General features: G+C 64.7%; 20 protein-coding genes, 1 tRNA gene and 1 pseudogene. 9 read left to right on the plus strand and 13 right to left on the minus strand.

Features of this window, described 5'->3' with window-relative positions; genetic code table 11:
* Nucleotides 1–143: pseudogene (locus YUA_RS52065) on the plus strand (IS701 family transposase); the annotation flags it as partial.
* A 225-nt stretch (nt 144–368) separates the two neighbouring features.
* Here the strand turns inward: YUA_RS52065 and mfd are convergent.
* Both mfd and YUA_RS0133240 read right to left on the minus strand, forming a co-directional pair.
* Nucleotides 369–3,887 (minus strand): transcription-repair coupling factor, encoded by a 3,519-nt coding sequence (mfd, locus tag YUA_RS0133235; RefSeq protein WP_027534551.1) that lies wholly within the window; start codon nt 3,885–3,887, stop codon nt 369–371.
* Nucleotides 3,884–4,174, minus strand: a complete 291-nt coding sequence (locus YUA_RS0133240; protein ID WP_027534552.1) for a succinate dehydrogenase assembly factor 2 — start codon at nt 4,172–4,174, stop codon at nt 3,884–3,886. The genes mfd and YUA_RS0133240 overlap by 4 nt, the downstream gene beginning before the upstream one ends.
* 185 nt (nt 4,175–4,359) lie before the next feature.
* Here YUA_RS0133240 and recG point away from each other — a divergent pair, with 185 nt between their 5' ends.
* A complete protein-coding gene (recG, locus tag YUA_RS0133245; protein ID WP_027534553.1) occupies nt 4,360–6,468 on the plus strand; it encodes an ATP-dependent DNA helicase RecG in 2,109 nt (702 codons plus the stop codon).
* Nucleotides 6,469–6,483: 15 nt separating this feature from the next.
* Here the strand turns inward: recG and YUA_RS0133250 are convergent, their stop codons facing one another.
* From YUA_RS0133250 to glmS, 3 genes are all read right to left on the minus strand, one after another.
* Nucleotides 6,484–7,341, minus strand: a complete 858-nt coding sequence (locus YUA_RS0133250) for an NAD(P)-dependent oxidoreductase (RefSeq protein WP_027534554.1) — start codon at nt 7,339–7,341, stop codon at nt 6,484–6,486.
* 120 nt (nt 7,342–7,461) lie between these two features.
* Nucleotides 7,462–8,232, minus strand: coding sequence for a DUF502 domain-containing protein (locus tag YUA_RS0133255; protein WP_027534555.1), 771 nt, complete (start codon nt 8,230–8,232; stop codon nt 7,462–7,464).
* A 79-nt stretch (nt 8,233–8,311) separates the two neighbouring features.
* On the minus strand, nt 8,312–10,138 hold the full coding sequence (gene glmS, locus YUA_RS0133260; RefSeq protein WP_027534556.1) for a glutamine--fructose-6-phosphate transaminase (isomerizing): 1,827 nt from the start codon (nt 10,136–10,138) through the stop codon (nt 8,312–8,314).
* Between the two features lie 221 nt (nt 10,139–10,359).
* Between glmS and YUA_RS0133265 the strand changes: the two genes are divergently transcribed.
* Nucleotides 10,360–10,578 carry a hypothetical protein gene (locus tag YUA_RS0133265; protein ID WP_027534557.1) on the plus strand — a complete coding sequence of 73 codons (219 nt, stop codon included), beginning with the start codon at nt 10,360–10,362 and terminating at the stop codon, nt 10,576–10,578.
* 6 nt (nt 10,579–10,584) lie between these two features.
* Here the strand turns inward: YUA_RS0133265 and glmU are convergent, their stop codons facing one another.
* Nucleotides 10,585–11,952, minus strand: coding sequence for a bifunctional UDP-N-acetylglucosamine diphosphorylase/glucosamine-1-phosphate N-acetyltransferase GlmU (gene glmU, locus YUA_RS0133270; RefSeq protein ID WP_027534558.1), 1,368 nt, complete (start codon nt 11,950–11,952; stop codon nt 10,585–10,587).
* Between the two features lie 180 nt (nt 11,953–12,132).
* Between glmU and YUA_RS0133275 the strand changes: the two genes are divergently transcribed.
* Entirely contained in the window at nt 12,133–13,539 is a 1,407-nt protein-coding gene (locus YUA_RS0133275) for a hypothetical protein (protein ID WP_027534559.1), read from the plus strand.
* A 375-nt stretch (nt 13,540–13,914) separates the two neighbouring features.
* Complete coding sequence (locus YUA_RS0133285; RefSeq protein WP_027534560.1) at nt 13,915–14,295, plus strand: hypothetical protein; 381 nt, start codon at nt 13,915–13,917, stop codon at nt 14,293–14,295.
* Here YUA_RS0133285 and YUA_RS0133290 read toward each other — a convergent pair.
* Nucleotides 14,255–15,814: a beta-1,6-glucan synthase gene (locus YUA_RS0133290; RefSeq protein ID WP_027534561.1), complete on the minus strand. Its 1,560-nt coding sequence runs from the start codon at nt 15,812–15,814 to the stop codon at nt 14,255–14,257. The genes YUA_RS0133285 and YUA_RS0133290 overlap by 41 nt on opposite strands.
* A 330-nt stretch (nt 15,815–16,144) precedes the next feature.
* On the opposite strand from YUA_RS0133290, the gene YUA_RS0133295 reads away from it, so the two are divergent.
* The 3 genes from YUA_RS0133295 to YUA_RS0133305 all read left to right on the plus strand — a co-directional run bounded on the left by YUA_RS0133295 (nt 16,145) and on the right by YUA_RS0133305 (nt 19,959).
* Nucleotides 16,145–16,741 carry a hypothetical protein gene (locus YUA_RS0133295; protein ID WP_027534562.1) on the plus strand — a complete coding sequence of 199 codons (597 nt, stop codon included), beginning with the start codon at nt 16,145–16,147 and terminating at the stop codon, nt 16,739–16,741.
* A 212-nt stretch (nt 16,742–16,953) separates the two neighbouring features.
* Entirely contained in the window at nt 16,954–19,614 is a 2,661-nt protein-coding gene (locus tag YUA_RS0133300; protein WP_027534563.1) for a glycosyltransferase, read from the plus strand.
* 269 nt (nt 19,615–19,883) lie between these two features.
* Nucleotides 19,884–19,959: transfer RNA gene (locus tag YUA_RS0133305), tRNA-Lys, on the plus strand.
* A 254-nt stretch (nt 19,960–20,213) separates the two neighbouring features.
* Here the strand turns inward: YUA_RS0133305 and YUA_RS51490 are convergent.
* On the minus strand, nt 20,214–20,609 hold the full coding sequence (locus YUA_RS51490; RefSeq protein ID WP_210164571.1) for a hypothetical protein: 396 nt from the start codon (nt 20,607–20,609) through the stop codon (nt 20,214–20,216).
* 353 nt (nt 20,610–20,962) lie between these two features.
* Between YUA_RS51490 and YUA_RS0133320 the strand changes: the two genes are divergently transcribed.
* Nucleotides 20,963–21,121, plus strand: a complete 159-nt coding sequence (locus tag YUA_RS0133320) for a hypothetical protein (protein WP_156947428.1) — start codon at nt 20,963–20,965, stop codon at nt 21,119–21,121.
* Between the two features lie 137 nt (nt 21,122–21,258).
* On the opposite strand, the gene YUA_RS0133325 is transcribed toward YUA_RS0133320, so the two are convergent.
* The 5 genes from YUA_RS0133325 to YUA_RS0133345 all read right to left on the minus strand — a co-directional run bounded on the left by YUA_RS0133325 (nt 21,259) and on the right by YUA_RS0133345 (nt 25,794).
* On the minus strand, nt 21,259–21,444 hold the full coding sequence (locus YUA_RS0133325) for a hypothetical protein (protein WP_027534566.1): 186 nt from the start codon (nt 21,442–21,444) through the stop codon (nt 21,259–21,261).
* A 408-nt stretch (nt 21,445–21,852) separates the two neighbouring features.
* Nucleotides 21,853–22,521 (minus strand): hypothetical protein, encoded by a 669-nt coding sequence (locus YUA_RS0133330; RefSeq protein WP_027534567.1) that lies wholly within the window; start codon nt 22,519–22,521, stop codon nt 21,853–21,855.
* A 222-nt stretch (nt 22,522–22,743) separates the two neighbouring features.
* Nucleotides 22,744–23,202 carry a hypothetical protein gene (locus YUA_RS0133335; protein ID WP_027534568.1) on the minus strand — a complete coding sequence of 153 codons (459 nt, stop codon included), beginning with the start codon at nt 23,200–23,202 and terminating at the stop codon, nt 22,744–22,746.
* Entirely contained in the window at nt 23,186–24,100 is a 915-nt protein-coding gene (locus YUA_RS0133340) for a DUF2950 domain-containing protein (RefSeq protein ID WP_027534569.1), read from the minus strand. Before YUA_RS0133340 ends, YUA_RS0133335 begins: the two co-directional genes overlap by 17 nt.
* Nucleotides 24,097–25,794, minus strand: a complete 1,698-nt coding sequence (locus YUA_RS0133345; RefSeq protein WP_027534570.1) for a DUF3300 domain-containing protein — start codon at nt 25,792–25,794, stop codon at nt 24,097–24,099. The genes YUA_RS0133340 and YUA_RS0133345 overlap by 4 nt, the downstream gene beginning before the upstream one ends.
* Nucleotides 25,795–25,818 lie beyond the last annotated feature (24 nt).

A 25,818-nucleotide genomic window follows, 5' to 3' on the forward strand; every position in this document is an offset into this window, starting at 1 on the left:
CAACCCTGTGCATCGCAGCCTATGGCTTTCTGATCGCCGAGCAGGCGACGATTCCCCCCTCAGGACCACGTTCCGCCCCGTCAGTCCCGGTACCTCGCTTACCCGACGATTATCGACCGAGAGGCTCCGCCCACGCGGCCTGAACGCCACGTCCCGAACTCGATCGCAACCATGCGCGCCCGATTGATCCGCATGCTCATTAAAACCTTGCCGCGATGTCCATGCTGTGGCATCGGCGCAGCATCCAATGGACGACGACGCCCATGACGCAGTAAGATTAGCCGAAGGCGTAACCCACCACTGTTCGCATCCGCAGAGACAAAAGAGGTGGATTACGCCTTCGGCTAATCCACCCTACGGCAGCTCGCCTACGCCGCCTTCTTTTTCTGCGCGAGCTGCGAAAGCTGGCGCATGATCTCCGTGGTGCCGGCGAGCCGTTCTTCCGGCGTCTCCCAATCCTGCAGGAACACCACCTTCATGTCGGGGCGGACCTTGGCGGCCTGGCCGTAGCTGCGGATGAACGTCACCAGACGGTCTGGATGGGCGAAGGAATTGTCGCGGAAGGTGATGACGGCGCCCTTCGGGCCGGCATCGATCTTCCCGACATTGGCCTGGCGGCAGAACGCCTTGATCGCGGCGACCTTGAAGAGATAGCGTACCTCGTCCGGCAGCACGCCGAACCGGTCGCGCATCTCGGCGCCAAAATTCTCGATCTCCTCCTCGCTGTCGAGATCGGCCAGCCGCCGGTACAGCGACAGCCGCACCGAGAGATCGCCGACGTAATCCTCGGGAATGAGCACGGGCATGCCGATGGTGATCGTCGGCGACCAGCGGTCGGCGGCGGGCTCGGACACGCCGGCCTTGAGGTTGACGATCGCCTCCTCCAGCATCGACTGGTAGAGCTCGAAGCCGACCTCCTTGATGTGACCGGACTGTTCCTCGCCGAGCAGATTGCCGGCGCCGCGAATGTCGAGATCGTGCGAGGCAAGCTGGAAGCCGGCGCCCAGCGTCTCCAGCGATTGCAGCACTGTGAGCCGGCGCTCGGCCTGTGCCGTGATCTTCTGCTGCGGCGGCAGCGTAAACAGCGCATAGGCCCGCAGCTTGGAACGGCCGACGCGGCCGCGGAGCTGATAGAGCTGGGCGAGGCCGAACATATCCGCGCGGTGCACGATCAGCGTGTTGGCGTTGGGAATGTCGAGGCCGGACTCGACGATGGTGGTTGACAGCAGGATGTCGAACTTGCCGTCGTAGAACGCGGTCATGATGTCTTCGATCACGGCGGGCGGCATCTGGCCGTGCGCGACCGCAACCTTCATCTCGGGCACATTCTTGTCGAGGAAGTCCTTGACCTCGGCGAGGTCGTCGATGCGCGGCACCACATAGAACGCCTGGCCGCCGCGATAGCGTTCGCGCAGCAGCGCCTCGCGGATCATCAGCGGATCGTGCGGGGCGACGAAGGTGCGGACCGCAAGCCGGTCGACCGGAGGCGAGGCAATGATCGAGAGCTCGCGGACGCCGGTCAGCGCCAGCTGCAGCGTACGCGGGATTGGCGTCGCCGACAGCGTCAGCACATGCACCTCGGAGCGGAGCGCCTTCAGTCGCTCCTTGTGCGTGACGCCGAAATGCTGCTCCTCGTCGACGATGACGAGGCCGAGGTCGCGGAATTTGATCGCCTTGCCGAGCAGCGCGTGGGTGCCGACAACAATGTCGACAGAGCCATCGGTCAATCCCTTCTTGACCTCGTTGAGCTGCTTGGTCGGGACCAGGCGCGAGGCCTGCGCCACGTTCACCGGAAAGCCCTTGAAGCGCTCGGTGAACGTCCTGTAGTGCTGGCGCGCCAAGAGCGTCGTCGGCACCACGACCGCGACCTGCCTGCCGTCGAGCGCGACGGCAAAGGCCGCGCGCAGCGCCACTTCCGTCTTGCCAAAGCCGACGTCACCGCAGATCAGCCGATCCATCGGACGGCCGAGCTCGAGATCCTTCAGGGTGGATTCGATGGCGCCGAGCTGGTCCTCGGTCTCGTCATAGGGGAAGCGCGCACAAAATTCGTCGTAGACACCCGGCTGCACCATCAGCTTTGGTGCCTCGTGCAGATGGCGCGCGGCGGCGATCTTGATCAGCTCGCCCGCGATCTCGCGGATGCGGTTCTTGAGTTTTGCCTTGCGGGTCTGCCAGCCGGAGCCGCCGAGACGATCGAGCTCGACCGTGGTCTGGTCGGAGCCGTAGCGCGACAACAGCTCGATGTTCTCAACCGGCAGGAACAGCTTTGTCTCGGCGGCATAGTGCAGCTCGAGGCAGTCATGCGGCGCGCCGGCGACGTCCAGCGTCTGCAGGCCGATGAAACGGCCGATGCCGTGGTCGACGTGGACGACGATGTCGCCCGCGGTGAGGCTCGTCACCTCCGAGATGAAATTGTCGAGCTTGCGGCTGGCCTTGCGCGGGCGCACCAGGCGGTCGCCCAGAATGTCCTGCTCGCTGATCAGCGCGATCTCGTCGGTCTCGAAGCCGCTTTCGAGGCCGAGCACGGCGAGCATGGTCTCGTTGCGCGGGGTCGCCTGCACCGTTCGCCAGGTGTTGACGCTGGTGGTGTGGGTCAGCTTGTGGTCGCGCAGCATCGAGGTCATGCGATCGCGCGAGCCTTCGCTCCACAGCGCGATCACGACCTTCTTGCGGCTCGCGTGCAGCGCCATCACGTGGCTGACGACGGTCTCGAACACGTTGACCGTGGTGTCGTTGCGCTCCGGCGCGAAGTCGCGGCCCTTGCGGGCGCCGGCATCAACAACGCTCGTGCCGTCGGTCGGCACGGAGAATGGCGTCAGCCGCGCCAGCGGGATGTCCCGGATCAGCTTGCCCCACTCGTCCTCGCTCAGATAGAGCCTATCAGGCGGCAGCGGCTTGTAGATGGCGCCGCCGCCCGGATGCTCCATGGCATCGCGGCGGGCCTCGTAATAGTCCTGGATCTGCTTGAAGCGCTCGCGGACGGCGTCCTCGGCCTGCGGCTCGATCGCGACGGCGGCCCCTTGCAGATAGTCGAACAGCGTGTCCATCCGGTCCTGGAACAGCGGCAGCCAATGCTCCATGCCGGGATGACGGCGGCCTTCGCTGACGGCCTCGTACAGCGCATCATCGCGCTCGGGCGCGCCGAACTCGGCGACATAACCCATGCGGAAACGGCGGATGGTGTCGGTGACGAGCTGGAATTCCGAGATCGGCACCAGATTGAGCGCGCGCATGTCGAGCAGCGTGCGTTGCGTCTCGGCATCGAAGGTGCGGATCGATTCCAGGCTGTCGCCGAAGAAGTCGAACCGGACCGGCTGCTCGAGGCCCGCCGGAAACAGGTCCAGAATGCCGCCGCGCACGGCATATTCGCCGGGCTCGCGCACAGTCGAGGAGCGGTTATAGCCGTTGTGCTCCAGCCAGGCGACGATGGTGTCCATCGGCACGACATTGCCGGGCGCGACCGACAGCGCCTGCGCCGCGACGAGCTCGCGCGCGGGCACGCGCTGCACCACGGCGTTCACCGTCGTCAGCACGATCAGCGGCTTGTCGCTGCCGGTGAGCGAGGCCAGCCGTGCCAGCGTGGTCAGGCGTTGCGCCAAAATGCCGCCATGCGGCGAGACGCGGTCATAGGGCTGGCAGTCCCAGGCCGGGAAGGTCAGCAGCGGCAGATCGGGCGCGAAGAATTGCAGCGCGCGTTCGAGCTGCTGCATCCGCGCCCCGTCGCGGCAGACCACGGCAAGGCTGACGGCCGGCTTCTTCGGCCGCGCCGCGATGGCGCGCGCCAAATCCGAGATCACAAGGCCTTCGGCGCCTTCCGCGACGTTGGCAAGCGTCAGCGCGCGGCCGGGCGTGAGCAGCTCGGCCGGAGATTTCATTCCCGGTTTCATACGTCGCGGTCCGCGATCGGATAGGCCTTGATCCGGGCAAACAACGCGCCGGTGACATCAGCTGGCAGCACCTTGTCACCGGTGATGGCGGCGTAGAGATCGGGATCGTTGACTTCGAGCAGGGTCTCCAGCTCGCTCAATTCAGGCTCGGAGAGATGGCCGATCTCAGCATCCGCGAAGCGCCCGAGGATCAGATCCATCTCGCGCGTGCCGCGGTGCCAGCAGCGGAACAGCAACCGCTTGCGGCGGTCGTCCAGCCCGTTGCTTGATCGTGTCGTTCCCGTCATGTCTCGAATCCAGTCAAACGCCGAAAGCCCGGACGTGCCGGGCCGGGGTGATATAGCCATTGGAACTGGCTCTGTCAGCCCTCGATTTGGCATGGCGCCACCCGCGCGAAGGGCTGCGAAAAAAGACGTGGATGCCCGGCATAAAGCCGGGCAAGACGAGCCGAAACGATCCTGGATTCGCTCTCATGCGCCCCAGCCTGCTCAATCCGCTGTTTGCTCCCGTGACCAGCCTGCCCGGCGTCGGTCCGAAGCAGGACAAGCTGCTGCAGTATCTGCTCAGCCGCAGCGAGACGCCGCGGCTGGTGGACCTGCTGCTGCATCTGCCGAGCCAGGTGATTGACCGCCGCGCCCGGCCCAAAATCCGCGACGCCGTGCAGGGAACCATGGTGACGCTGGAGGTCACCGTCGACCGTCACCGCCCGCCCCCGCCGCGCAATTCCCGCGCGCCGTACCTGGTCTATGCCAGCGACGACACCGGCGAGGTCGTGCTGACGTTTTTCCGCGCCAAACCCGGCTATGTCGAAAAGCTGCTGCCGATGGGCGAGAAGCGCTACGTCTCCGGCACGCTGCAGATGTATGACGGCATCCCGCAGATCGTTCATCCCGACCGCGTGCTTGACGAGGAGGCGATTTCAAAGCTCTCGGGCATCGATCCGGTCTATCCGCTCACCGAGGGCCTCGCGCTCGGCTCGCTCCGCCGCGCGATCGCGCAGGCGCTGCAGAAGCTGCCGACCCTGCCGGAATGGATCGGCCCGGACGTGCTGCGCCGCTGCAATTTCCCGCCGGTTGCCGAGGCGCTCAACCGCGTGCATCAGCCGGTCGAGCTCACGGATATCCTGCCGGACCAGCACTACTGGTCCCGCCTCGCCTTCGACGAGCTGCTCGCCGGCCAGCTCGCGCTCGCCTTGATCCGCGCACAGCTGCGCCGTCCGGCCGGCGTGCGCAATGCCGGCGACGGCCATTTGCGCAACAAGATCGTCGACGCGCTTCCTTACGCGCTCACGCCTTCCCAACGCAGCGCCGCGGCTGCCATCGCCGAGGACCTGCAGCAGCCCGTGCGCATGCTCCGCCTGCTCCAGGGCGACGTCGGCTCCGGCAAGACCGTGGTCGCGCTGCTGGCGGCTGCCGCCGTGGCTGAAGTCGGCAAGCAGGCCGCGCTGATGGCACCGACCGAAATCCTGGCGCGTCAGCACATCAAGACCATCGCCCCGCTCGCCGAGCGCGCCGGCATGCGGGTCGCGATCCTCACCGGCCGCGAAAAGGGCAAGGAGCGCCGCGAGATCATCGCGGGGCTCGCCGAGGGTGAGATCGATCTCCTCGTCGGCACCCATGCGCTGATCCAGGACGACGTGTTCTTCAAGGACCTCGCGCTCGCGATCGTCGACGAGCAGCACCGTTTTGGCGTGCGCGAGCGGCTGGCGCTGACCTCGAAGGGCGAGGCCGTCGACGTGCTGGTGTTGAGCGCGACGCCGATCCCGCGCACGCTGGTGCTGACCTATTTCGGTGACATGGACATCAGCGAGTTGCGCGAAAAACCCGCTGGCCGGCAACCAATCGACACCCGCGCCGTCGCCATGAGCCGGCTCGGTGAGGTCATGGACGGCGTCGGCCGTGCGCTCGTATCGGGCAAGCTGGTCTACTGGATCTGCCCGCTGGTCGAGGAATCCGAGGCCGAGGGCACCGAGCATCTCACCAACGCGACCAAGCGCTTCGAGAGCCTGCAGAAGCGTTTCGGCGACCGCGTCGGCCTCGTGCATGGGCAGATGAAAGGCACCGAGAAGGATCGCGTGATGGGCCAGTTCGCCGCGCACGAGATCGGGCTTCTGGTCGCGACCACAGTGGTCGAGGTCGGTGTCGACGTCCCGGCCGCCACCATCATGGTGATCGAGAATGCCGAACGCTTCGGCCTCGCCCAACTGCACCAGCTTCGTGGCCGCATCGGGCGCGGCTCGGAGGCCTCGACCTGCATTCTGCTCTACAGCGAACCGCTCGGCGAAATGTCGAAGGCACGGCTGAAAGTGATCCGCGAGACCACCGACGGGTTTCGTATCGCCGAAGAGGATCTAAAATTGCGCGGCGAAGGCGATGTGCTCGGCGTCCGCCAGAGCGGCCTGCCCGGCTACCGCATCGCGCGCCCGGAGGTCCACGGCCAGCTCATCACGCAGGCCCGTGACGAGGCGCTGCGCATCATGAAGGACGATCCGAAGCTCAAGGGTGAGCGCGGCGAAGCGCTGCGCTGCCTGCTGTATCTCTACGAGCGGGATGAGGCGATCCCGCTGATCGGGGCGGGTTGACCGGCACCCTCATGATCAGGCTTTCTTCCTCGCAATACTTTCGGCAAACGCCTTCAATAGCGACGCATCGAGCGCCTCGCCCTTTGCGTCGCCGGCCAGATGCTCGAACCATCTGGCAAAACCTTGGTAGATCTGGCTTGCCGGATGATCCGGCCCGAGGAAGCCGGAAATCTCCTGCATCTCCGCGACCCATCGGTGGGCCTTCGGGATCATGTCGGGCAGCGCGACCTCGAGCCGCGCCAGGATCGCGGGCTGGCTGAGCGCGAGCTCGTCGCGCAGCGCATCCGCAGCCCCCGCCTTCGTTGCCGCGACCACCATGGCTGAGCCGATCCCGGCGAGACCCTTGACGATGCCGGCGTAGGACATCTTGAGCGCAGAGGCCGCCCCTACCGGGCCTTCGACGATACGCAGGTCGAGCCCGAAATCCCTGAGCACCGCTACATCCTTGGCATGCTCGCCTGACACGTAGAATGCCGGGCTCTTGCCGCCCGGCTGCGGCGGGAAGCCGATGATGCCGCCATCGACAAAGGGCGCCTGCGCCGAGCCGATGATCTCCTCGATCCGCTTCACCGTGTCGACATTGACGGCGTTGCAGTCAACCACGACCGGCTTCTTGTTGTGCCTGGCGATCAAAGCGGCGAGCCGCTCGGCCAGCGCCACGGCCTCGCCTGGCGGCACGATCGAGAGGATGATGTCGGCGTCCGCGATCGCCTCGTCCTCGGCGCCGACCATGCCGGCATCCGCCGCCCGCTTCAGCGTCGCCTCGCTGCGCCCCTTCAACGACGTCAGTACGCGCGCGCCGTTCTCGCTCAGGCGGCGAGCCACCGCGCTGCCCATCGCACCGGGCGCGAGGATCGCAATGGTCTTTGACATCGACGTGGACATTGGGGGCACTCCAGTTCGAATTCCAAGCGTTGCGCTCAGTTCAACCGGAACATTAGCAGAGGACGCGGACGGCTGCGTGACCTGCGGCCATCCCGCGCAAGAATAGCCCTACTCCACCTTCGCAGGCTCGGGCCGGAGCGTGGATGCATTGGCAATGCGCGCGGCATTGGCCATGCCGGCGAGCGCGGCGGCCTTCTTCGGATCGGGCGCCGAGCCCGGCTGCACCACGCCGGCGGACATGATCAGCGTTGCGGCGTCCTCGGCGCTGAGGTCGACCTCGATGATCTTGCTTTTGGGCACGTAGAAGAAGAAGCCGGTGGTCGGATTCGGCGAGCACGGCAGAAACACCGAGACATGTTCCTCCTGCCCCGGCAGGTTGCGCGCGATGTCCTCGCTCGGCGATTGCGAGATCAGCACGATCGACCACATGCCGGGCGACGGAAACTCGACGAGGCCGACCTTGCGGAAGCTCGAGCCCTTGCCCGAGAACAGCGTCTCGAACACCTGCTTGAGGCCGCGATAGATCGCGCGGACAGCCGGGATCCGGCCCAGGAAGGTCTCGCCGACATCAACCAGCGTGCGGCCGATCAGGTTCGCGGCGAGGAATCCGACCAAAGTGAGCGTGAAGAATGCAACAACAAGTCCCCAGCCGGGAATGACATACGGCAGATAGGTTTCCGGCCGATAAGCCAGTGGCACGAACGGCCGCACCACGCCATCGACCCAGGTGACGAACCACCAGACCAGATACAGGGTGATCGCAATCGGCCCCGTGACGACGAGGCCCGTGAGGAAATAGTTGCGGAAGCGGCCCATCAGGCCGGTATGCGGTTCCGGCGCGGGATCAAGCGGCGCAGGCGCGTCGTCGCGGGGGGTCATTCGGGTTCCAGGTCGGTCGCTACACTCAAGCTAGGGACTTCTAGCAGGTTTTGGAAGAGTGCGACCCGATCCCTTCTGCCTATTCCACCGTCACCGACTTGGCGAGATTGCGCGGCTGGTCGACGTCTGTGCCCATGACCACGGCCGTATGGTAGGCCAGCAGCTGCACGGGGACGGCATAGACCATCGGCGTGAAGGCCGCGGCCATGTCAGGCATGACAATGGTGACCAGCGAATCCACCGTCGCCTCCGCCGCGCCCTTGGCATCGGTCATCAGGATGATGTTGCCGCCGCGGGCAGCGACTTCCTGCATGTTGGAGACGGTCTTCTCGAACACGCGGTCGTAGGGCGCGATCACGACGACCGGCATGGTCTCGTCGATCAGCGCGATCGGGCCGTGCTTGAGCTCGCCGGCGGCATAGCCCTCGGCGTGGATGTAGGAGATTTCCTTCAGCTTCAGCGCGCCTTCGAGCGCCAGCGGATAGCTGGTGCCGCGGCCGAGATAGAGCACGTCGCGTGATTTTGCGATCCTGTGCGCGAGCTTTTCGATCTGGAGCTCGGTGGTGAGCGCATCCGACATCAGGCGCGGGATCTCGACGAGGCCGTGGACGAGCTTGGTCTCGTCCTCGGCGGACAATTCGCCGCGGGCCTTGCCGGCCGCGATCGCAAGATTTGCCAGCACCATGAGCTGGCAGGTGAACGCCTTGGTCGAGGCAACGCCGATCTCGGGGCCCGCCAGCGTCTGCAGCACGGTCTCGCTCTCGCGCGCGATGGTCGAGGTCGGGACGTTGACGACGGCAATCGTATGCGCGCCCTCGGCCTTGGCGTAGCGCAGCGCAGCCAGCGTGTCGGCGGTCTCGCCGGATTGCGAGATGAAGATCGCGAGATCGCCCTTGCGCAGCGGCGCTTCGCGGTAGCGGAATTCGGAGGCGACATCGACCTCGACCGGCACGCGTGCAAAACGCTCAAACCAGTATTTTGCAACGATGCCGGCGTAGCTCGCGGTGCCACAGGCCGTGATGTTGATGCGCTGGATGTCCTTGAAGTCGAACGGCAGCTTGACCGGCAGCGAGACGCGCTCGGTCGCCATGTCGACATACCGCGCCAGCGTATGGCCGACCACTTCCGGCTGCTCGTGGATCTCCTTCGCCATGAAGTGGCGATAATTGGCCTTGTCGACCAACGAGGTCGAGGCGGCGTGCTTGATCTTGCCGCGCTCGACGGCCTGGCCGTCCTTGTCGAAAATCGCAGCGCTCTTGTGGGTCAGGACGACCCAGTCGCCATCCTCGAGATAGCTGATCGTGTCGGTGAACGGGCCAAGCGCGATCGCGTCCGAGCCGAGATACATCTCGCCGTCACCATAGCCGATCGCCAGCGGCGGGCCGTTGCGGGCGCCGATCATGAGGTCGTCGTCGCCGGCGAAGATGAAGCCGAGTGCGAAGGCGCCGCGCAGCCGAGAAAGCGTCAGCTTGACTGCTTCCACCGGCTTGTTGCCGCGCGTCAAGAGATCGTCGACGAGGTGCAACACGATCTCGGTGTCGGTCTCGGTGTGGAACACCGTGCCCTTCTTTTCGAGCTCCTCGCGCAGCTCGCGGAAATTCTCGATGATGCCGTTATGGACGACAGCGACGCGCTCGGTCGCATGCGGATGGGCGTTGTTGACGGTCGGCCTGCCATGGGTAGCCCAGCGGGTGTGACCGATGCCGGTCGTGCCCTTCAGCGGCTCGGCTTCCAGCCGCCTCTCCAGATTCTTCAGCTTGCCCTCGGCGCGTCGGCGCTCGAGATGCTTGCCTTCGAGCGTGGCGACGCCCGCGGAATCGTAGCCGCGATATTCAAGACGTTTGAGCGAATCCACCAATTGCTCTGCAACCGGCTCGCGCCCGAGAATGCCGACAATCCCGCACATGCGGATCAATATCCCCCAAATCGTCGAAAAATCGCCTAAACGACGCGCTCGGTTTTTAGCGAAGTTCCTAAGGAACCAGATACTCAATAATTATGACGGATTGCGACAGCGTCCGATGACGGCAACCCCACGCCTGCGTCGATGTGGCCGGCCTTTAACCGCGCGGATTAACTCGTTGTCAACAAATTTGACCAACGATTCGAGTCCGGGAGATCAAGACCATGAAAGCCACGTCCGACCGCAAAGGTCTGTCTTCGATGTACATGCGTGCCAGTGAGACCTCCGGCACGCATCTCGCGCATTGGCCGCCGCCCCAGCGCGGCAGGGAAAGCAAGCCCGTCTTCATCAAGCACGCAGCCGGTGAGCCTGCAAAGCGCGCCAAGCCGCGCGGCTGGCGCCTGACGCGCGCGATCTTCTCCGAATTCGCCGACGACGAATAACGCCGCTCACTTCTGAGGCGGCTTCTCAGTTTTCTTGCCGCTCGTCTTCATCTCGCGGTAGCGCGCAGCGCCGCCTTCGCGGATGGTCTGCTGGTTGCGCTCCAGCGCCATCGCATCGTCGGGCACGTCGCGCGTGATCACCGAGCCCGAGCCGATATAGGCGCCGTTGCCGATCTTCACCGGCGCAACCAGCGACGAGTTGGTGCCGACGAAGGCGCCCTGCCCGATCACCGTCTTGTGCTTCTTGAAGCCGTCGTAGTTGCAGGTGATGGTGCCTGCGCCGATGTTGGAATTGGCGCCGACGGTGGCATCTCCAATGTAGGAGAGATGGTTGACCTTGACGCCGGCCTCCAGCGTCGCGGCCTTGGTCTCCACGAAATTGCCGATCCGCGCGCCGTCGCCGAGCGAGGTGCCGGGGCGCAGCCGCGCATAGGGGCCGATCGAGACGTTCTTGCCGAGCGTGGTCTGCACGATATGCGAGAAGGAGTGGATCACGGTGCCGTCGGCGATCGAGACGCCAGGTCCGATCACCACGAACGGCTCGATCGTGACGTCCGTGCCGAACACGGTGTCGGCGGCGAGATAGACGGTTTCCGGCGCGATCAGCGTGACGCCGCCCTCCATCGCAGCCTTGCGCAGCCTTGCCTGCATCACGGCTTCCGCTTCCGCAAGCTGGGCCTTGGTGTTGATGCCGCGCACCTCGTCCTCACTGGTCTCGATCACCACGGACTCCCATCCATTGTCGCGGACGATCCCGACCGCATCGGTCAGATAATACTCGCCCTTGGAATTGGCATTACCGATCTTGTCCAGGATCGTGAGCGCGCGGCGGCCATCGATCGCCATCACGCCGGCATTGCACAGATCGATCTTGCGCTCGTCCGCGCTGGCGTCGGCGTGCTCGCGGATCGCGACCAGGCGGTCGCCCTCGACGATGAAGCGGCCATAGCCGGTCGGGTCCGCCGCGCGAAAACCGAGCGCGGCAATCGCAGCACCTTTCGCGAGCGGTGCTCGGAGCCGCGCAAAAGTCTCGGCCGAGATCAGCGGCGTATCGCCGAAAGCGATCAGGACGTCGTCGACGCCGCGCGCAATCGCCTCCCGCGCCCCCAGCACCGCGTGCGCGGTGCCGAGCCGGTCGGCCTGCACGAAGATGAGCGCATCGGAGCGGATACGTTTCGCCTCGTCGGCGACGGCCTGATGATCGGGGCCGATCACGACTGCGAGCGCAGTGCCGGTTCCGCGCGGAGCGCCGCCGAGCACATGGGCGAGCAGCGTCTGGGAAGCTAAGGGATGCAGCACTTTCGGCAGGCTGGATCGCATGCGCGTGCCTTCGCCGGCGGCGAGCACGATCGTGAGGCTTGAGCGGGCGGTCATTGCAATCCTGTCAGATATGGCCGAATCGATCATCACATCGGCGGGCGACAAGTCGATGTCGCCTGAGCTTATCGCCTTGCTACCCCCGCAAACGCCCGGAATTCAAGTGCGGGTGGGTTTTCCTGTTAATGTTCCTTGATTGATTCGGGGACGCCAGACAGGGCTGGGCACTATACGTTCATGGCAAAGGATTCCGACCCACTGGCGGATGCCTTCGGCGACAAGGAGACCGGCGGGCTGTTCTCCGGACTCTTGGCTGAAGAAAGCACGTTCGATCGCCGTATGCTATGGCGGCTGGGCTCGTGGGGCGCGGCCGCCGTCGGCGCCGTCGTGATCGCCGTGATGGCCAACCAGGCCCAGCTCGGCTGGCGACGCGACCAGGTCGCCTCCGCTGATCTCGCCCGCCAGTCCGACCGGCTCCAGGTGCTGACCAAGGAGAGTCAGCTCGAAGCGCGCCGCCTCACCTCCGCCATCGACACGCTGAACACCGATCGCGACCGGCTCTATGCGCGCGTCACCGTGCTCGAGCAGGGGCTCGATTCCGTCACCGGCGCCATCGCCAGGCAGAGCGCGACATCGCCGCAGACGCCCGCCGCGAAGCCGCAGGACACGCCGGTCGCCGCCGCGCAGCCCTCGACCCCGGCCCCGGATGTCGCGCCGGTCGCCTCGACCGCGGCGTCGCTGGTCGACAAGCCGCGCGTAACCGCCGGCAAGGAGCCCAAAGACAATTCGAAAGAGGCGGCGAAGGATCAGCCGAGCCCGCCGCCGCAGACTGCCTCTGCCGCTTCGCTCGTTCCGCAGTCGCCGGTGACGACGTCGGCGCTGCCGATCCTTCCGCTGGTGCCATCGAAGTCGATCATGGCGCCGCCTGATCCGGCGGCGTCGAAACTGATTCAGCCCGAGACGGCCGAGAAGGCCGCCGAGAAGAAGCCCGAGGCAGTGCCCGCTCCCACCGAAGTCGCCGCGGCCCCAGCCAGGCCGCCCGAGGCAATCGAAGCCGAGTCTCCCGCGATCGCGGTCCAGCAGACGCGCTTTGCGATCGATCTCGGCGGCGCGAACTCGGTCGACGGCCTGCGCGTACTCTGGCGCGGCCTGAGCAAGTCCAATCCAGAAGTCGCGGCGCTGCGGCCGATCATCATGATCAAGGAAGGCAATAACGGCCTCGGGATGCAGCTCCGTCTGGGTGCCGGCCCCCTGATCAATGCCGCCGCCGCCGCAAAGCTCTGCGCAGGCCTTGCCGAGAACAACCGCCATTGCGAGACGACAGTGTTCGACGGCCAGCGCCTGTCGATGCGCGGCGGCTCGGACAAGTCCCAAGACAAGAACCAGGACAAAGGCCAGGACAAGGGTTCAGACAAGGACCAGGACAGGAATTCGGAAAAGAGCCAGGACGCGGTGCCGCAGGCTGAAACCGCGCCCGCGCCCGTCGCCAAGCCAGACAAGCACCGCCGCAGCTACACTTCCAAGCGCTCATCAAAGCGCGAGGAGCCCGCGCCCGCGCCAGCACCCGCGGCACAGCCGGCCGCTCAGGCCAAGCCGGAGACGGCGTCGGCGAGTTCGACGATATCGTCGTTCTTCAGACGGTAGGACTATCGGAGCTTTTGATTGAGTCGCGAGGGCGTCTCACCTGAGACTGCGCCACTCAAAGAATGGCTACCAACTGGCTGATCTTGATTGCCGCGCAAATGATCATGCCCCAAAGCGCAAAATTGACCTGCAACGCCTCAACCATTGCCAACCTCGCTCGCATCCTCGTAGTCGCGTTCTTGAACGACGCGATCTGCTCCTGATTGGATCAGCGATCACGTCCACGCTTCAAGTCGGATGTTAGGCGACGTTGGACCCCTCGCAAATCCGTATGGCTACGGTTCCGATGCGTTCGGGGAGGCCCGAGCGATGCCCCGGTGTAAAAATCCCCTCGCCCCTGTTGCTCCATTCCGCCATCCCGACCATATTGCCGGCATGACAAAAAAGCCGTTTCGCCTCACGCCCTATCAGGTCCAGTTTCTCATCGTCGTCGGTTTCGTCACCGTCGGCTGGGCGCTCTATGTGCGCTATCTCGCGATCGAGTTCTCGCAAGTAGCACTCGCATGCGATGCCGGCTTGCAGACCATGATCTGCAAGGCGCGCTCGGTGTCGACGTCGCTGTTCAAGAATTCGGTGTTCGGCATTGTCGCGCTGGTGATCGCGACGCTGAACCTGATGCGGCCGTCGATCGTGCTGCTCACGCTGGGCGTGGTCGCAGCCGGCCTCGGCATCGTGCTCTACAACATCGTGCTGTCGGGCCTGGCGATCGGCCTGCTCATCCTTGGCTTTGCACGGCCCGCGCCCGCCACAGCGTGAGCGCGAACAACAGATAGATCGCGCAGGTCCACATCGCCTGCCAGTTGTCGCGGCCTTCGTTCAGGATCACATAGACCGCCGACAGCGCCAGCAGCCCCGCGAACAACGCTTCCGCGATCGGGCGCGCGCCGATCTGCGGCCGGTTCAGCATCAACAACGCGAACGGCACCACCGCCATCGTCAGCGACGCATAGGGGAAGTCGCGGTAGCGCGGGTCGAACACGAAGCCGAGCGCGGTCTCGGCCGCGATCACCGCCGTGACCGCCAGGGTCAGCCCCAGCACGGCGGAGAGCTTCGACCATTTCCGCCCCTCGCGCGGACCGAGCAGGTCGAGGAAGCTCGGCAGGTTGCGGCCAATGACGAGCGCCTGCGCACAGAAGATCGGCGAGAGGATGCCGGCCAGCAGCAGCGCCCCCCATTGCAACCAGCCGCCCCAGCCGTAGCTCTCGTAATACATCTTGTCGGCAGCGATCCCGAGCAGGATGCCCGCCGATGTCGCGGAGATACCGACGCCAAGCCAGGTCGAGAAGCGCGGCGTCCAGGGCCGGCGGCGCAGCGTGATGCCGGCAACCGCAAACACCAGCACGCTGAGGCCCATGCCGGCGCCCATGTACCATTTCCAGAACGGGAAATTGCTGATCGGCTCGCCCGGCGGATATTTCAGCTGGCGACGCACGGAATCGATCAGGCCCCAATAGCCGCCGACAGTGCCTTCGAGCCGCCGCTTCCACGGCTGGTCATAGGCCTCGATCAGGTTGACGCGAAATTTCTGCGCCTTCGCGAGCCCGAGGATTTCCGAGACAACGCGCGCCTGATTGGTGCGTGACGGCAGCGCGCCCTCGCGCATGCGGCCTTCGCTCGGCCAACCGGTCTCGCCGATCAATATCTCCTTGCCGGGGAAAGCCACCGCCATCCGTTCGCGGATCGCCTCGACATGGCTCGCCGCGAACTTCGCCTTCACCGGCATATCCTCCCAATAAGGCAAGATGTGAATCGTGACGAAGTCGACGGCATCATAGACATCGCGGTTTTTCAGCCAATACTCCCAGACGTCGGCATAGGTCACGGGTACGGTGACCTGCGCCTTCACCGAACGGATGATCGCAGTGAGGTCCGACGTCGTCATCTCTCCGCGCAGCAAGACCTCGTTGCCGACGACGAGCGTGGAGATGGTGTCGGGAAATTCCTTGGTGAGGCGGACCGCGGTCGCTACTTGCGCAAAATTCTTCGCGCGATTGCTGCTGAGCCAGATGCCCTGGATCACCTTCAGGCCGCCGATCCTGGCCGCGACCGAAGGCACCTGGTCGAGCCCGTTCTCGAGCGAATAGGTGCGGACGCAGTCGGTGATCTGCTTGAGTTGGCGCAGGTCCTGCTCGAGCTGGTCGGCCTCGATATGGGTCCATTCGTTCAGCGGCGTCTGCTCGCCGCGGAACGGCGCGTAGGACACGCACTGAACCTTGTCATTGGGATCGATGGGGGCGCGCGCGAGCGTGATCGGCGTGGCCAACCACCACCACACGGCAGCAATCGCACCCAGGGAGACGAGCAGGAGCGCCAGTGGCGTACGAAGTGAAATCGGTTCGGTCCTCCGCGAAGGGCCCGTCGATTACCTGCTCGCACGCCATCTGCCAAGGGGGGACACGGGCGAGGCGCTCGCTCTCCCCGGCGAATTGGGCTGCGGCCGTTCGACCGGGCCCTAGGATCGTGACTTTGCTGGACAAAAATCCAAATTCAGGTCATGGGATTTTGCGGGACTTTTCCGCCGCATTGGAGACCCATTTGGACGCCATCACGTCGGCGCCCGCGAGGTCCCGCCATGCGGGCGGACGGTTGAGATATTGGGGAATTCATGCGGCGACGGGTGTTCGAGTTACGAAATGCGGTCCTGCGGCAGTTCGCCGCCACTTTGGCCGTCTCCTCCCTTGTCCTCCTGGCCAGCCTAGGTGGCGCCTCCGCCCAGAGCGGCTCGCCCGCCCCCGATCAGGGCAAAGCCGCCGCCCAGCCCGCCGACGCCGCCAAGGACGCCACCGCCCAGAACCAGCGCCGCACCGATGAATTCGCCGAGGCCGCCCAGGCTATCAACGGCCCGGCCGGCAATCCGGAATGCGTCTGGCTCGGCCGGCGCGTGGTGCGGCTGATGTGGCGGGATGACCTCGATACCGCGTTCCGCCATCTCGACCTCTATGACCGCTTCGGCTGCCCGGGCGGCCACATCCAGGCCGCGTTCCGCTGCCTGACCCGCTTCGGCGCCCAGATCGATCCCAAGGTCGCCGAGACCCTGGACAGCCGCGTGCACGCCTGCTGGATCAATCCGGCCTCCCAACCGCAGCAGGCGGCGGCCGCGGCGTCCCAGCCTGCAGCACCGACGGCAGGCAATTCGCAGCCACCCCAGCCGGCCGCGAGCCCCGCGCCTGCGGCAAGCCCGACGCCGGCCCCCCAGAAATAACCGCGATCGTTTCAGCCTTCGTTCAGGAACGATCGGCGATATCTGCGGTTGGCACTGCCGCGCTTCCGAAAGACCATGCCCTCATACGGACATGAGGCCATGACAGTTGTGAAACCGCGCGGCAGAGGTATGCTCCATTTGCCGCGGACTTGGTCGGATCTCGGGGTCGGATCCGCTTCCCTGCCCCCTCAGCCCCTTTTGGTTTAGCCGCGATGCGCGTTGTCGCCGCCGTTCTGTTGCTCGTGTCCATGCTCCACGCCGGCCTCTGGGGAGTCCTGCGCGACAAGGAGCCCGCGCCGGACTTCAAGGGCCTATTGCCGAGCCTCTCTTATACGCCGTTCGAACCGGGGCATGTCGTCGACAACAACGTCGACCCCGACAAGATTCGCGCCGATATGAAAAAGCTCTCGACCCTCACGCGCGCCATCCGATCTTACTCCGCGACGGAAGGCAACGAGTTGGTGCCGCCGATCGCCGCCGAGTTCGGCCTCAAGGTCACAGTCGGCGCCTGGATCGACAAGGATCCGGACCGCAACGAGCGCGAGACCAAGGCCGCGATCGAGCTCGCCCGCAAGAACAGCAATGTGAACGGCGTGGTCGTCGGCAACGAGGTGATCTATCGCGGCGAGCAGAAGGTCGAAGACCTCATCGAGATGATCAAGCGGGTGAAAAGCGCGGTCCGCGTTCCCGTCACCACCGGCGAGATCTGGAACATCTGGCGGGATAATCCCGACCTCGGCTCCAACGTCGATTTCATCGCCGCTCACGTCCTGCCCTATTGGGAAAACTTCCGCTCGGACCAGGCGGTCGACCAGGCCGTCGACCGCTACAATTTGTTACGCAACCAGTTCCCGGGCAAGCGCATCGTGATCGCCGAGTTCGGCTGGCCGAGCGCGGGCTACAATTTGCGCAACGCCGACCCGGGTCCGTTCCAGCAGGCGCTGACCTTGCGAAACTTCGTCAGCCGCGCCGAAGCTCTCGGCATGGAATACAACATCGTCGAGGCCATCGATCAGCCCTGGAAGTATTTTGAGGGCGGCGTCGGTCCGTACTGGGGCATCCTCAATGCCAGCCGCGAGCCGAAATTCGCCTGGACCGGCCCGGTCGAAAACCCCGACTATTGGAAGCTGATGGGGATCGCGCTCCTGGCCGGCATCCTGCTGTCGCTGCCGATCCTGCGGCTGGAGCAGCCGACCGCATGGCAGGCGTTCCTGTTGTCGGCCACCGCCAACGGCGTCGGCGCCTGGGCCGCGACCGTGTTTGCATTCTGGAACGGGCACTATTTCATCTTCGGCTCGGCCTTCGCGCTGACGCTCGGCATGATCCTCCTAGTTCCTCTTGTCCTGATCGCGATGGCGCGCATCGACGAGATCGCGGCCGTCGCGTTCGGCCGGCCGCCGCAGCGGCTGCTCGCCAAGAGCAAGCCCGTCGAGAACGTGCCGGAGAATTACTATCCGAAGGTCTCGATCCACATTCCGGCGTATTTCGAGCCGGTCGAGATGCTGAAGCAGACGCTCGATGCGCTGTCGCGGCTCGACTATCCCAACTACGAATGCGTCGTCATCATCAACAACACGCCGGATCCCGCATTCTGGCAGCCGATCCAGGACCATTGCCGCACGCTCGGTGAACGCTTCAAGTTCATCAACGCCGAGAAGGTGCAGGGTTTCAAGGCCGGCGCGCTGCGCATCGCCATGGACCGCACCGCCGTCGATGCCGAGATCATCGGTATCCTCGATGCCGACTATGTGGTCGAGCCCGACTGGCTGAAGGATCTCGTGCCGGCCTTCGCCGACCCGCGCGTCGGCCTGGTGCAGGCGCCGCAGGAGCATCGTGACGGCGATCTGTCGATCATGCACTACATCATGAACGGCGAATATGCCGGTTTCTTCGACATCGGCATGGTCCAGCGCAACGAGCTCAACGCCGTCATCGTGCACGGCACGATGTGCCTGATCCGCCGCGCTGCGATGGACATGGCCGGCGGCTGGTCCAGCGACACGATCTGCGAGGACTCGGACCTCGGACTTGCGATCCAGGAGCTCGGCTGGACCACCCACTACACCAACCACCGCTACGGCAAGGGGCTGCTCCCCGACACCTACGAGGCCTTCAAGAAGCAGCGTCACCGCTGGGCCTATGGCGGCCTCCAGATCGTGAAGAAGCACTGGCGCTACTTCCTGCCCGGCAAGAGCCGGCTGACGCCCGACCAGAAGCGCGAATACGGTCTCGGCTGGCTGAACTGGCTCGGGGCCGAAAGCCTCGGCGTGGTCGTGGCACTGCTCAACCTCGTCTGGGTGCCGATCGTCGCCTTCGCCGACATCGCCATCCCCGACAAGATTTTGACGCTGCCGATCGTCGGCGCCTTCGTCGTCTCGCTCGTGCACTTCCTGTCGATGTACCGCGCGCGCGTCGCGATCAAACCCGGCCAGATGCTGGGCGCCATGATCGCCGCGATGAGCGTGCAATGGACGGTGTCGCGCGCGGTCGCGCAGGGACTGATCACCGAGCACATCGCGTTCGCGCGCACCTCCAAGGGCGGCCTGTCCAGGATGTCGATCGAGTTCCAGGCGTTCTGGGAGGCCGTGATCGGCGCCCTGCTCCTGATCGGCTCTGGCGTGCTGATCGCCTCCAACAGTTTCAGGCAGATCACCGAGATCTACATCTTCGCCGGCGTCCTGGTGCTGCAAAGCCTGCCGTTCCTGGCCGCGGTTGCGATTGCGATCCTCGAGCTCAGCCGCATCAATTCGTTCCAGTTCTGGCGCGACAGCGCGATCCGCACCGCCGAGCTGATCGGGCTGCGCCCCGTCGCCCTGCCGGCGCCCGGCAACGCGCAGCCGGTGCCGAGCGAGGTGCGGCGGGAGGCGAACTGAGCTCGACGTGGACGACGGGCCACCAATCGAGGTGAAAATCCCCGGTTAAGCGGTGGAAACTTCGGACGAATCGCCGGTCCTGCCGCGATCTTCGGCAGCCATTCGCGCTATTGACCTCCGCGCCCCATCCCCCTACACAGCGCGGGCCGAAAGCATGATCCGGAAACATCCGGTTTTCCCCGTGACGCAAGTTGAGCGTAGCGGCAAGACATGCTTTTCCAGATGACCGAGACGATGGCGATCGATTTCAAAGCCATCAGCGGCCATGGGAGCGCGTAGCTCAGCCGGTAGAGCACGTGACTTTTAATCACGGGGTCCTGGGTTCGAGCCCCAGCGCGCTCACCAAAATAAATCAATGACTTAGATCGATCTTCCGCCGACGCCAAAAAACAGCACGTCTGCACCGCATCTACAAATCGATTGCGATGGCACACATGAGACCGCCGATTTTTCCTCCACACTCAGGCGGCACGGATTCGCAGCAATACCTTCATCGCGCGCGGCAGTTCCGCGAAGCAGCAGTGCGCTTGCCCGACTCGCGAAACGGCGACCAAAACTGGCCGAAATATGCGCTGATCACGCACGCCATTGAGTTGGCGCTAAAGGGCTTCGTGTTTCATTCGGCCAGGAGCAGGACGATCGCGAACGAGCCAAGACAGCATGATCTCGTCGGCTGGCATGAAGCCGCCGTCAGATTCGGGCTGGAATACGACGCGACCATTGCCGAGAACGTCGGTTTTCTGAATGAGCTCCACCGGACCCACTTCATGCGGTATCCAGTGCGACAGGCGGGACCGGTGCCAAATCCTGAGACGATCGCGGACCAGACCGTCGACCATCTCCTTTTCGAGATAACCCAGGTCGTCAATCCTCGTTGAGGGTACACTTAACTCCGAAACCAGCCACGACCCGATTAAGCCTTGTTCGCCGCCTGCTGGCTTCGGAGCTTCGGTCCACGCTTGGCGGACAGCATCAATTGAGTGCTGGACCGTCACGGCAATTGCATCGCGCTCGCCGCAGGCACAGGAACGTTTCCATGCGCGGGGACTCTTACAGTCGCAATCGATCCTATGTTGCTCGTGGATCGAACGATGGAAAAAGCCGTTGCCTATGCCATCTCAGCGCTCCTTGTGGGCTTCGGTGCCTGGATACTCGTCGTTGGCCTCTCCTCTAGCTCGCCCGCCCTTTGGACCCTCGTGGCGCTGGTCCCGATTACGATTGGAATCGTGAGCGCTTTTGGCCCGACGTGACTTGATGGGGACAATTGGAGATGGGTCAGCGCGTCTGCATTTTTCGAATCGAGGTTCTGTGGTCGCTCCACTGGTGCGTCGCATTCGGGGGTGTAGGCGTGAGCCAGTTTCTATCGATGCTGCTGCTAGTTACTGCCGTCTTTCTGACCGTCTGCTTCGGAGTGGCGGCCTGGCGCCTCACTGATGAGAAGGACCTCGACGTCACCGGCCAAATCGCGCGTCAGTCCTATGGATGGAAGGCGCCTCCGACCCGGTAACCGTGGCCCTCGCCGGCACCCGGCAACCGCCGTCCTCGTAGACGTGGTTGTAAGCCGGCAGCACTTGCCGCTTATCCGATGGAGCGGGGATCCGTGCAGAGCATCTTGCCCACACAGAGGTCACCATCGACGGAGCCTTACGGTCCAGCGCTCTTGTGCCGCTCCAGCAGCGCCAGTTCGACGTGTTCCGCGAGCACGGTCAGATGATTGGCCAGCCGATCAAACAGTTCGCGCTTGGCTTTGTCGGTCGCAAGATCGCGGATCAGTGCGCACTCGGCTGCGTCTGTGCGCAACTTCTCTAGCTGAGCCTGGCAGTCTTTCATGGCTCGTCGCCCGCCAATTGCCGCTCTTTCCCGAAAAATTTGACAGGGAAACTGCAGAGTCAACCCGGGAAGGCTCGCACCGCTATCGCCTCTCGACAGAGCCGCAAGACGGCCCCGGCCGTGGGGGCTTTTTTGGGGTGTAGGGCCGGGGCCACTGCAGATGCTAGGTCTTTTGGGGAAGGCCCAAGCAAATGGAAGCTTACACCTGGATCGAAGCGCTGCTCTGTTCGTTTCAGCACATTCGGCGATGTTTTTCCGGGTAGCAACACGCCGAATATTGCCTGATTTTCCCGACTTTATTCACATGGACAAATGTACTTCGATGAAGTGGTGCGGCTTACTTCGCCAATCGCAGCGAGTAACGTGGTACCATCCTTGCTCGTCCAAAGCACTTTGCCTGCCGTGCCTTCAGCTCTCCGGGGCTGCAACCGTCGCCGGCACGCTCAGCGGAGCGCCCCCCACCGAGACAGGCCCGATAGATTTCGACTGCCGAACCATCCGCTTGCGCATCATCAGCCGATCACGCGCGCGCCCTCTTGGGATGGACGAGGTTATGTCCGACGTCATGGTACTTTGCAACGCATCGATCTTCGCGATCAGCGTTGAAAGCTGCGGCGATATCTTCTTCACGTCGCCCCGTTCGTCCGTGATGCTCTGTCGGAGCGACAGGAGGGTCGTTGAATCCTGCTGCCGCAGAGCCACGTTCTGCTGCAACGAGGAATTGATCTCCTGCAGCGCGGCGGCCTGCTGCTGCTGGGCTGACTGGATGTCCTTCAAAGCCGCGACAATCGGATCCGGTTCCGGCGCGGCGGCTTCCCGGCTCGGAAGCAGTGCGGCCAAGCTGCTGATATTCGGCGACGGAAGATCAAACGGCAATGTGTAGATCGCCGCCGCGCCATTGATCGCCAAGGCACATACCGACAGTGCCAGGACCGATTTCCGGCTGGACCGCTTGCCCGGTACCGGCGTTTTGGCAGCTTCAGGTTCGGGTTGGGGTTCGAATGCTGCGGCTGCAAGTGCTGCGGCGTCGAGGTGTTCGGCAAAGCCCTGCGTTTCGGATGTCGTGGTCATGCGCATTGACCTCTTGAGCGAGCAAAAGGAGGCCGTCGCCGGAACGTCCTCGCGACGCCTCCCTTACGCAGCACCCACTTACAACTGCCTAGAATTGTGGGCTTTTCGGATTAATTCCACGTTAGCGACGTGGCCGCCAGGCCTGTCCAGCCACCCCGGCCGATTACGGGGCTATGCGATGGAATTGGCGGTGCGAATAGCAGAGATGGTGCATCAAAACTCCGCATGTCACTTCAGCGAGATCACAATCGCGCTGAGATTGGCCGCCAGCTCCAGCCCCGCCTTCGGGCCCTGGAGCACGATCGTGACGCCCTTCTCGTTGCGGAGGTGGACGCCGCTGACGCCGCCGACCAGCGCGAAGCTGCCGCCAACGGAGCTGTAGGTACCAGCGAACTCACCCACCTCGCGAATATCCGAGGCCCAGCCGTCGAGACGGCCGACCGTGGCACCGGCGGTGATGCCAAAGCTCAGGCCGCTGACTTTGAACGGATAGGTCTTGCCGCGATAGACCAGCGTTCCGCTGCCGACACCGCCGCCGACCAGCAGGCCGGCCTTGACGATCTTGACCCGGACCTGGCCGCCCGCCTGTGCGAAAGATGGGGTCGCCGGCGCGGCGAGCCCGAGTGCCAGCACGAGCATTGCAATCAGACGGAACACGCGCACGCGCCGTTCAGGGTTTTGCGGCATCGACCTTCTTCCAGGTCTCATCAGGATCGAACAGCGTCGTGCGCCCAGCGATGAACTCCGTGCGCTTGCCGAGGTCCTTCTGGTAGACGGTGCCGGCATGATTGACGAGGAAGGTCATGACGCCGGAATTGCCATATTCGGCAGGCCAGGCGATCAGGCCAAAGCCGCCGATCATCTTGCCCTTGACGACATAGTTGAGCGCGCCGCCCGGCGCATCGCGGCCCTGTCCTTTGAGGATGTGGAAGTAGTAGCCGTGATAGGGCGCGGGCCCGACATCGCCGGCGCTGTAGCCCTCCTTCGACGCTTCCGCCGCCAGCGCGCCGAGCGGGCTCGGATCGCTGTCGTCGCGCCAGAACAGGCCGTCCTTCTTGCCCGGCGACGAGACGATGCGCTGGGCATAGACACCGGCGCCCTCGCCGCGGTCCTTGTCGGCATATTCGTTCTGGGCGTCGACATAGGCGAGCGCGGTCTGGATCGCGTCGAGCTCGTTGCGGCCGATGCGGCGGCGAAGCACCTCGATCCGTCCCTCGTCGGTGTCGAACGCCCATCCCGTCTTGGTGTTGAGCAGCGGAATCGGGAACGGGAAATCATCCGGTCCCAGCATCAGGGTCGCGGTCTTGTTGCCCTCTGCCTTGATGCCGTGCTTGGCGTCGTACATCGACGTGAAGCGTGCGCGGATGTCGTTGTCAGCGACCTCGTCCCCGGACGAAACGATGTCCTCGGCGGCCCTGCCGAGTACTTTCAGGATGTCTTTCGGGCCACTCTTGACTGCCGCGGCGAGCGCAGCGGCTGCGTCCTCCGGCGACTTGTAGGATTCCTGCGCAAGTGACGCATTTGGTAGCGCCAGCGTCACCAGGCTGAGCAGGGCCGCGCGTCGAAGCAATTGCAGGCCGATCATGGCATCACCTCCGCCGGGATCTTCGCGCCGCCGGCGACCCAGTCGCAGTAGGTGCGGAATGTCAGCCCGAGCCTCTCGTAATAGACACGCAGATATCCGTCGCTGCCGCGGGTCACCGCGTCAGGCATCACCTGCTCGACCTCCTGCGCCATCACGCCGACATAGGGCTTGTCGCTGCCGTTGTAGCTGAAGCGGTAATAGCCAAGGCCGTTACTGAGATGGCCGAGCAGGACGATGTCGTGCTTCAGCGCGATATCGGAGCGCCGGCCACCGCCGCCACCTCCACGACCGCCGCCGCCTCCGAAGCCACCGCCACCTCCACCTCGACGCGCCGCCATTCCGCCGCCACCGCCGCGGCCAGCCATGCTCGGGCCACCGCCGCCGCCGCGCGGCATGCTCGCCATGCTCGACCGTCCGCGCGCAGATGCCGCAGCCGCCGACCTGCCGGACGAGACGTTCATTGCGCCGCCGCGATTGCCGCCACCGCCACGGTTGCCTGCATTGCCGGCGGCGCGGTTCGCAGCCTTCGCGCGATCGCCGCCGCCTTTGTTGCCGGCCTTGGCGCGGTCACCGCCGCCTTTGGCACGATCAGCAGCAGCCGCGCGGTCGCCACCGCCGGGTCGATCGCCACGGTTGCCCGCGCGGTCACCTGCCCGATCTCCGGCTCGGTCGCCCGGACCGCCACGATCACCAGCACGTTCGCCGGCACGATCGCCGGCACGGTCTCCCGCGCCACCTTGGCTCGGACGCAGCACCTGGTTGCCGTCACGGCCGCGGAAGTCCATCCGATCCGACGCGCCCGCCTTGATATTGTTGTTGCCGAAGCGCTGCTGGACGTTGGCGTTGTTGTAGCGCACACCGCCGCGATGCGCCGGATTGTGCTGCCAGCCGGTGTTGATGTTGGTGGTGCGGTGGTTGACGTAGACGTTGCGGTTGCCCCAGTTGCAGCCGCCGCCCCAGTAATTGCCCCAGCGTCCGATCGCCCAGGCAGTGCCGAAGGCGAGGCCGGCCGCGACCACACCCGCGCCGATATAGGATGGATAGCCCCAATAATACGGCGGATAATCCGCATAGGGCCAGGTGCCGTAGACGGTGGCCGGATCGTAATAGGGAACGTACATCGTCGAAGGATCGGCCTGCTGGATCACGATCGCCTGCTTGCCTTCCTGAGTCTGGACGCTGACCTTCTGCTGCTTGGTCGTGACGAGCTTCTTGTTGTCATAGGCCTTGCTGCGCAGGCGCTGGATCGCATCCATCACATCAGGCTGTTGGGCGAGAAAGGCATCACCGAGCTTCTGGGTCCATTCGAGCTTGTCGCTCATCATGGTCAGAACATCGGCCGTGCTGGCGAGCGCCTTGATGCTGTCGTCCCAGGCCTGCTTGTCGACCTCGGTCTTCAGCGCGTCGCCCTTCAAGGTCTTGCGCTCTTTCAGCCAGCGGTCGGCCTGCACCACCTCAAGCGGATAGGTCGAGGCGGCCAGCACATTGGCAAGGAGTTCGTCGGGATAGAGCGCTATCGGCGCGACCAGGGCCTCGAGCTGCTCCGGCTTCAAGAGCTCGGCGGTCGGCGCCGGTGGCGCTGCGGGCTGCGGCTGCGGGCTCGGAGCGGCCGGCGTGGTGGCCTGAGCCATTGCAGCGGCGGGGACCGCCACCACCAGCGCAAGCGCCATCAGGATCCTGCCGCAGCGAAACATCGCAACCTCCACAAAGCTTACCGT

The sequence above is a fragment of the Bradyrhizobium sp. WSM3983 genome (assembly GCF_000473045.1).
GTDB lineage: Bacteria > Pseudomonadota > Alphaproteobacteria > Rhizobiales > Xanthobacteraceae > Bradyrhizobium.